The sequence below is a fragment of the uncultured Roseovarius sp. genome (assembly GCF_913054395.1).
Taxonomy (GTDB): Bacteria; Pseudomonadota; Alphaproteobacteria; order Rhodobacterales; family Rhodobacteraceae; genus Roseovarius.
In genome coordinates this window covers 1-7,779 of the sequence record NZ_CAJXIP010000147.1, presented here as the reverse complement: position 1 = coordinate 7,779, position 7,779 = coordinate 1, and the positions used below count along the sequence as shown (strand labels likewise).

The 7,779-nt window shown below is 61.3% G+C and carries 9 protein-coding genes; 4 read left to right on the top strand and 5 right to left on the bottom strand.

The features are described from left to right. The 3 genes from QZ522_RS15910 to QZ522_RS15900 form a co-directional block, all read left to right on the top strand. A partial coding sequence (locus QZ522_RS15910; RefSeq protein WP_294613760.1) for a DUF3833 family protein occupies nucleotides 1-285 on the top strand: 285 nt, incomplete at its 5' end. After that, on the top strand, nucleotides 282-1,016 hold the full coding sequence (locus QZ522_RS15905) for an SDR family NAD(P)-dependent oxidoreductase (RefSeq protein ID WP_294613762.1): 735 nt from the start codon (nucleotides 282-284) through the stop codon (nucleotides 1,014-1,016). The genes QZ522_RS15910 and QZ522_RS15905, both read left to right, overlap by 4 nt. A 65-nt stretch (nucleotides 1,017-1,081) precedes the next feature. Further along, nucleotides 1,082-1,402: a DUF3775 domain-containing protein gene (locus tag QZ522_RS15900; RefSeq protein ID WP_294613757.1), complete on the top strand. Its 321-nt coding sequence runs from the start codon at nucleotides 1,082-1,084 to the stop codon at nucleotides 1,400-1,402. A gap of 74 nt (nucleotides 1,403-1,476) precedes the next feature. Here QZ522_RS15900 and QZ522_RS15895 read toward each other — a convergent pair whose 3' ends face one another. The 5 genes from QZ522_RS15895 to QZ522_RS15875 form a co-directional block, all read right to left on the bottom strand. Beyond that, nucleotides 1,477-2,619: a saccharopine dehydrogenase family protein gene (locus tag QZ522_RS15895; RefSeq protein WP_294613754.1), complete on the bottom strand. Its 1,143-nt coding sequence runs from the start codon at nucleotides 2,617-2,619 to the stop codon at nucleotides 1,477-1,479. A gap of 2 nt (nucleotides 2,620-2,621) precedes the next feature. Further along, nucleotides 2,622-3,677 carry a saccharopine dehydrogenase gene (locus tag QZ522_RS15890; protein WP_294613752.1) on the bottom strand — a complete coding sequence of 352 codons (1,056 nt, stop codon included), beginning with the start codon at nucleotides 3,675-3,677 and terminating at the stop codon, nucleotides 2,622-2,624. 9 nt (nucleotides 3,678-3,686) lie between these two features. Further along, entirely contained in the window at nucleotides 3,687-4,301 is a 615-nt protein-coding gene (locus QZ522_RS15885) for a glutathione S-transferase family protein (RefSeq protein WP_294613750.1), read from the bottom strand. A 17-nt stretch (nucleotides 4,302-4,318) separates the two neighbouring features. Further along, a complete protein-coding gene (locus tag QZ522_RS15880) occupies nucleotides 4,319-4,969 on the bottom strand; it encodes a histidine phosphatase family protein (protein ID WP_294613748.1) in 651 nt (216 codons plus the stop codon). A 109-nt stretch (nucleotides 4,970-5,078) separates the two neighbouring features. After that, the gene (locus tag QZ522_RS15875) at nucleotides 5,079-5,423 is read right to left on the bottom strand and encodes a hypothetical protein (protein WP_294613746.1); all 345 of its coding nucleotides are present in this window, start codon (nucleotides 5,421-5,423) and stop codon (nucleotides 5,079-5,081) included. A gap of 247 nt (nucleotides 5,424-5,670) precedes the next feature. Between QZ522_RS15875 and QZ522_RS15870 the strand changes: the two genes are divergently transcribed. Next, nucleotides 5,671-7,779: molybdopterin-dependent oxidoreductase (locus QZ522_RS15870; protein WP_294613744.1), on the top strand; the 2,109-nt coding region annotated here is incomplete at its 3' end.

Below are 7,779 nucleotides of genomic sequence, written 5' to 3'. Positions count from 1 at the left end.
GGCAACAGCCAGGACCGCGAATGGCGGCTTGAACTTGGCAATGACGGATCAATCCGCGCCGAGGCCGATGATCTTGTCGGTGTGGGCCATGGCCAGCAAACCGGCACGGCGGCGCGGCTTTGCTATCGCATCCGCCTGCCGAAAGAGGCGGGCGGCCATGTGCTTAGCGTCACCGACTGGATGTATCTGGCGCCCAATGGCGTGGTGGTGAACAAAAGCCAGTTCCGCAAATTCGGCATCAAGGTGGCCGAGCTTGTGGCAACCATGCGCCGGGTCGATGCCTGATGGACTGGCAGGGCAAGAAATACTGGCTGGTCGGGGCAAGCGAAGGCCTTGGCGCCGCTCTCGCCCACAAGCTTAGCGCGGCCGGGGCCGAAATCATCGTCTCGGCGCGCAGTACGGACCGGCTGGCCGAACTTGTGAAGGCCCTGCCCGGTCGCGCCCGCGCCGTAAGCGTCGATGTGACCGATGCCGCAAGCGTGGCCGAGGCGATCAACGAGATAGGCAAGATTGACGGCATGGTCTATCTCGCCGGGGCCTATTGGCCGATGCCCGCAGGGGAATGGAACGCCGGGCACGCCATTGCCATGGCCGAAGTGAATTTCACCGGCGCCCTGCGCGTGGCGGGTGCCGTTCTGCCCGATATGGTGGCGCGGGATGCGGGCCATGTGGTGATGACCGGCTCTCTCTCCGGGTTCCGGGGGCTGCCGGGGGCAATCGGCTATGGCGCATCAAAGGCAGGGGTCATGTCGCTGGCAGAATCAATGCGCGCCGATCTGTGGCGCACGGGGGTCCGGGTACAGCTTGCCAATCCCGGTTTCATCAAGACCCGGCTGACCGACAAGAACACCTTCAGGATGCCCTTCATCATGACACCAGAGGCAGCGGCGCAACAGATGTTCGAGCTGATGTGCGACGACACCGCATTTGTGCGTCATTTCCCGCGCGGTTTCAGCTATCTCTTTCGCCTGTCACGGCTTTTGCCGGACTGGGCCTATTACCGGCTATTTGCGTAAGATCAAGGACGCCGGTCTCCCGGCGCGCCATTTCTGTGATAGACTAGCGCAACAGGAGATACACCATGCTGGAAATTTCAGTACATAAAATCGCTCAGGTCATCCTTATGGCCCGCGAACTGGACCGGGCCGAAGGCGAGCTCAGGGCCTTTATCGACCAGCTGACGGATGAGGAAAAGGCAAGCCTTGTCGCAGTCATGTGGATCGGACGCGACAGCTTTGACGCCTCGGATCTCGAAGAGGCGAAACGCACCGCCTTTGAAGAAGCCACGACCCCGACCGCCGATTACTTGCTAGGCTCGCCACACCTTTCGGATCACCTGGAAAACGGGCTGGATGCCCTGGGCCTCTCGGCCCTGGACGATGAAGACGAGCTGATGCGCTGATATCGCACCGATGCTCGACAGACCGCCCCGGAAACGAGGCGGCCTAAAGGGGCCGATGCCTGGCCTGACCCGCCTCAGGCGAGGTGATCGACCACCTGCAAATGCTGCGCAAGGCGGTCAACCTCGGCCAGAAAGCGGTTGACGAGTTTCGGGTCATGCGGCGCCGGGGTGACTCCCACGGGGATTTCGCGGTTGAGCACGGCCTCGACCGCGAGGGACACCGGCACCGATACCAGCCGCGCCATCGCGGTTCCGCGCTCGTCGCCCCAGGCATCCATCACATAGGTCTTGTGCCAGACCGGCATGCCCGCTTTTTCGGCCTTGAACCCGACACACATGACAACGCGGTCCGGCTCGCCCTCGTCATAGGCATTCTCGTTCCAGAAGGTATCCGACATCTCTTTCAGACGCGCGTCGCCCTCGGGCCCCTCCAGCGTTTCGATCTCGGCGAAAACATCGCGCCAGGCCTCGCTCCAGCCATTCAGCCGCAGCGTGCCGCGCACGAATTCCTTGACGCGCCAGGCCGCATCAAACCGGTAGTCCTCGATAAACGGCAGGGAATCTCGGTTCGGATAGACCTCGAATGTCTCAGGCGTCTGCAAGGGGGCGCTATAGCTGCTGATAGCATCCCAGGGCCGCGCGACGTTCAGCTCGCTGTAATCCCGGATCGAGCGCGACGGCGAGCGCAGCGCCTTGAGCACCCCAAGCGGCGACCAGCTGAATTTATAGCGAAACGGATTGGGATGCTTGGGAATACCGCCGCAATAGGAAATGAACGAGATGTCATTCCCTGCGTCATAGGCATCCGAGGCGCGATACTCGGCGACAAGGTGATGCGCCATCAGATGGTCAATGCCCGGATCAAGCCCGATCTCGTTGACAAAGCTCAGCCCCTTTTCGCGCGCTGCCGCGTCCAGCCTGCGCATTTCCGGCGCGATATAGGATGAGCTGACGAAATGCGCGCCCTTTTCAAGGCAAAGCTCGGCCAGCGGCACATGCCAATCCCCCGGAAGCATCGAGACAACCAGATCGCCCGCCTTGAGGTCGCTCGCCAGAGCATCGCGGTCAAACGCCTTGATCGCCTGCGTAAGGTCGCCCACGGCGGCCTCGGCCTTGTCGACAGAGCGGTTCCAGACCGTCACGGGATGGCCCGCCTCGATCAGGCGGCGCAAACCCGGGATGGCCGAGAGGCCGGTGCCGCACCAGTGAATAGTCATCCTCAAATCCCCTTCATATTATCGTCAAACACCGCCTGCGCCCGCGCCCAGACACCACCGTCCAGCCGGTCCAGTGTCGCCAGCGAGGGCAAAAGCTGTCCTGCGTAATCCTGCGATGATTCAACCGGCAAAAGCGATGGCAGGTTGTCGATCGCCATCACGTCAAGCACCGGGTCGTCGGCAACGCGGATCACGGGCTCTTGCCATGTGGTGGCCCGGTCATAGACCGGCACAGGATTATAATCGCTATCGGGATCGCAGGCCACATCGCCGATCACCGAAAGACGGCGCGGCGCATCAACAGCGGATTTCGGTACGAAAACCGGCGTACCGGGGCGGGCGAAGATGCAGTTCAGGAAAATGTCGTGCTCAAGGATTTCCGGGAACGGCCCGCCGGTCGCGGTCTCGGCCATGTCCCATTTGGTGGTGCGCACATCAAGCGCCTCGCAGAGATCGGCCGCGCCGGTGCCAACCCGGCCAAGCGCACCGATCACGATGGCGCTTGGGCGCGGCCCGGCCGTCGCATCAAGCCGCGCGCGCAGATCGTCCAACAGAGCGTCGCGCCCCCCAAAGGTGGCCACCGGCGCACAGGCCTTGCCCGCCTGTGCGGCAGCCCATGCCATAAGCGACACCGCCGCCCCCGCATACCCCGCCCAATAGCCAAAGGCGGCGACGCGGCGGCCATCCTCATCGACCAGATATTCCAGATCATAAAGCGTGCCGCCCCCGGCCTTGAACCGCTCAAGCAGGCGACGCCCCGAATGCTGCCCCTTGAAGGCATGGCCGAACATGATGTGGCGATGCGGCAGGGGGGTGCCATCCTCGGGCAACTCCTTGAGGCCAAAGATGATCGCATCAGCGGGCGCGGTGGGCCAGCTGTTCTCGGGCGCGATCGCACAGCCCGCCGCGCGGTAGCCCTCGATCGGGATCGCGCGCACATGGCTTTCCTCGACCGTGACTTCGATGCCCTTGGCAATCAGCGCCGCCGCCCCTTCGGGCGTCAGGCCGACGCGTTCTTCATTGGGGCGCTGCTCGGCCCTGACCCAGAGATGTGTCATGTGACCCCCTTAGAGCATACCAAGACTGACGGCGCGCTCGACCGAGGGGCGCGCGCGCATCGCCGTCATAAATGCCTCGATCTTGGGGAAATCGGCAACCGTCACGCCATCGCCCTCAAGCCAGTTGCAGGCGATGAAAAGGTAAGGATCGGCCATGCAGATATCATCACCCAGAATATAAGGCCCGCTCAGCACATTATTCTCGATGAAAGTTGCGCTGTCGGTCATGGTCTGCACCGATTTGGCCTTCATATCCTCGATCGAGCTTTCCTGATCGACCCAACGGGTGCCGCGCGCCTTGTGGGCGTGGTTCACATGCATGGTCGAGGCAAGGTAATACATCACCGCCCGCACCTGCGCGATCTCATAGGGATCGGTGGGGCGCAGCTTTGCCTCGGGCGCAAGATCGGCGATGTAATCAAGCAAGGCCCCGGTCTCGGTCAGAATGCCCCGGTCGGTCACAAGCGCGGGCACGCGGCCCTTGGGATTGATCTTGTGGTATTCGGGCTTGGTCTGTTCCGCGTTGCGGAAATCAAGCCGGATCGGATCATACTCGATCCCCGCCTCGTGAAGGGTGATCGCCACAGCAATCGCGATGGTCTTCGGCGCATAGTAAAGCTTCATCCTGCGTCCTTTCAGGGTCAAATAAAGGTGCGGGCATGGGCCCGTTCGGGTATATCAAGATGCGGGGTGGCGTTGAACGAGCCGACCATCAGCATGTCGTGAACATGCTCCAGGCGATGCATCGAGCTGTTCATGATCTGAAGCATGACCTTGGCCATGCCCGGCGTCTCAAGCCCGAGAGCGTGGCGCATGATCATCCCGATCACCCCACCCGATGTCACCACAAGGATACGCCCGTGATCCTGGCAAAGCTCGTCGATCACCCCGGTGATCCGGCCCGCAAATTCGTCGAAACTTTCGGGCACATCGCTTAGCGCGCCGCGCACCCAATGGTCGATCACCTGCGGCAGGTAGCGGGCAAATTCAGTGGCCTCGCGCGGGGCTGGAATGCCATGTTCGGCCTCAAGTGCCTCGGCAAGCGCGAAATAGCTAAGCTCGTTCAGGCGCGGATCGCGGGTGGTGATCTCATATCCCATGTTGCGCGCGGTTTCGGTCTGGCGGTTAAGCGTCCCGGTCATCACACGGTCGAAATGCGGGTTGGTTCCGGCCAGATGCGCGCCAAGCCATTCCGCCTGTTGCGCACCCAGCACAGAAAGCTGATCATAGCTCTCTTCATTGGTGGCGTGGCTGTTGGCCTGCCCGTGCCGCACCAGAATTAGCTCTGCCAAGGTTCGCGTCCTTTTGTTCCCCGCTCCGGCGCGACGTTAGCGCCGGGCGCGCCGGGGTTAAAGGTGCGCGGGAAAATATTTGCAGCCCCCGCGAGGCCCGCAGCATCGCCTAGCCCTCGTCGCCCCAAGGTGCAGACACCGGCACCCCATTGACCCGGACCTCTCCGGCCAGGTTGTCAAGCATGACGGGACTGTCAAAAAGCGTCAGCGTCGGGCGCGCCCCAAAGCGGCCCTCCATCCAATCGGCCCAGCCCTCGTTGAACCATTCTTCGGCCGCTTCTCGGGTCTCGAATTCGTAAACGCCGCCACCGCCCGCGTCGCTGTTGAGATAGTATTTGCGTCGCAGGCCCTTGACCCGGTGGAAAATCCTGGTGGACTCGAGCGATTGCGCAATCGCCTCCTTCTCGGGGCGCTTTGGCCCGTCCATCGGAATCTGAACGAGGGCGATGATCATGGCTTTCTTCTCCTGATGCTGGGGCAAACAGCGTTTTGCACCCATTCGCCATCACGTTAGCCCAGCCGGAAAATGATGGCAAAGCCCCGCCTGGGCAATCTGCGGCGCAGGAATCACAGGGAACGCTCCGTCGCGGATAAGAAACTTCTGGCCCCGCAGTGGCGTAAAAATGCGGTGAGGTGTCGGGATTAGCGGACTCACTTTTCGCATCGCGTGATCTAACATTGCCAACAAAGGAGACACGCGCATGTCTGACAGGATCACATTCACCCTTGATGGCAATCAGGTCGAGGCCGAGGCCGGCATGACCATCTGGGAAGTTGCCAATGGCCGAGGTCTGGTCATTCCGCATCTCTGCCACAAGCCCGCCCCCGGCTATCGCCCGGATGGCAACTGTCGCGCCTGCATGGTCGAGGTCGAAGGCGAGCGCACGCTTGTCGCGTCCTGCATCCGCGAGGCCCGCGACGGCATGGTCGTCACCACCAATTCCGCACGCGCCGAAAATGCCCGCAAGATGGTCATCGAAATGCTCGTCGCGGACCAGCCCGAGCGCGCCAAGGCCCATGACAAATCAAGCCACCTCTGGGATATGGCGGATGCAAACGGCGTCAGCCAGAGCCGCTTTCCCAAGCTCGAAGAGGGCCGCATTCCGCTTCTGGACGACAGCCATGTGGCGATGCGCGTCAACCTTGATGCCTGTATTTCCTGTGGCTTGTGCTTGCGCGCCTGCCGCGAGGTGCAGGTCAATGACGTGATCGGTATGTCCGGGCGCGGCCATGATGCCTATCCGACCTTCGATATGGCCGACCCGATGGGCGCCTCGACCTGCGTCGCCTGTGGCGAATGCGTCCAGGCCTGCCCGACCGGCGCGCTCATGCCCGCCACGGTTCTGGATGACGCCCAACAGGGCGACAGCGCCGATTTCGACAGCGAAACCAAAAGCATCTGCCCGTTCTGCGGTGTCGGCTGTCAGATCAGCCTCAAGGTCAAGGATGGCAAGGTCAAATACGTCGAGGGCCTCAATGGTCCGGCCAACGAGGGCCGGCTTTGCGTCAAGGGCCGCTTCGGGTTCGACTATATCCACCACCAACACCGCCTGACCAAGCCGTTGATCCGGCGCGAGGATGCCCCCGCCAAGGGGCTGAACGTCGATCCCTCGAACTGGCAGGAATACTTCCGCGAGGCCGAATGGGACGAGGCCCTTGATCTGGCCGCAGGCAAGCTCAAGGCGCTCAAGGATACCCATGGCGGCAAGTCGGTCGCGGGCTTCGGCTCGGCCAAATGCACCAACGAAGAGGCCTATCTTTTCCAGAAGTTCATTCGTCAGGGCTTTAAGCATAACAATGTCGATCACTGTACGCGTCTGTGCCATGCCTCGTCCGTGGCGGCGCTGATCGAAAACGTTGGGTCTGGCGCGGTGACGGCTACCTTTAACGAGATCGAAAATGCCGATGTGGCCATCATCATCGGGTCTAACCCGATTGAGAACCATCCCGTAGCGGCGACCTATTTCAAGCAGTTCACCAAACGCGGCGGCAAATTGATTGTGATGGACCCGCGCGGGGTTGGAATGCGCCGTTTTGCCGATGAAATGGTTCAGTTCCGCCCCGGTGCGGACGTATCGATGCTGAACGCGATTATGCATGTGATTGTCGAAGAGGGCCTGTACGACCAAGGCTACATCGACAAATACACCGAGAACTGGGAAGCCGAAAAACAGCATCTGGCGCAGTTCACACCCGAGGCAATGTCGGAAATCTGTGGCGTTGAGCCTGAGCAGCTACGTCGGGTTGCCCGCACCTTTGCCAATGGCAAGGCAGGACTGATCTTCTGGGGTATGGGTATCTCTCAGCACATTCACGGCACCGACAACTCGCGCTGCCTAATCTCGTTGGCCCTGATGACCGGCAATGTCGGTAAGCCGGGCGCCGGTCTGCACCCGCTGCGGGGGCAGAACAACGTGCAAGGCGCATCTGATGCTGGTCTGATCCCCATGTTCCTGCCGGATTATCAATCCGTAATGGACGATGGTATCCGCAAATCGTTCACCGATGTCTGGGACAGCGATGATTTCAGCAATGACAAGGGCCTGACGGTTACTGAGATCGTCGATCAGGTCTATGCCGGTAATATCAAAGGCATGTATATCCAGGGCGAAAATCCGGCGATGTCGGATCCGGATGCTGAGCACGCCCGCGATGCCTTTGCCAAGCTGGAGCTGATGGTGGTGCAGGACATTTTCCTGACTGAAACGGCAAACTATGCAGACATCATTCTGCCAGCCTCAACCCTGTATGAAAAGAACGGCACTGTCAGCAATACCAACCGCCAGGTCCAGCGGGTGCGTCCTGCTGTG

Coding starts and splice junctions, on each gene's coding strand:
- QZ522_RS15885 (WP_294613750.1), bottom strand. CDS start 4,301: ATGAAGCTTTACTATGCGCCGAAGACCATCGCGATTGCTGTGGCGATC.
- QZ522_RS15895 (WP_294613754.1), bottom strand. CDS start 2,619: ATGACTATTCACTGGTGCGGCACCGGCCTCTCGGCCATCCCGGGTTTG.
- QZ522_RS15900 (WP_294613757.1), top strand. CDS start 1,082: ATGCTGGAAATTTCAGTACATAAAATCGCTCAGGTCATCCTTATGGCC.
- QZ522_RS15890 (WP_294613752.1), bottom strand. CDS start 3,677: ATGACACATCTCTGGGTCAGGGCCGAGCAGCGCCCCAATGAAGAACGC.
- QZ522_RS15875 (WP_294613746.1), bottom strand. CDS start 5,423: ATGATCATCGCCCTCGTTCAGATTCCGATGGACGGGCCAAAGCGCCCC.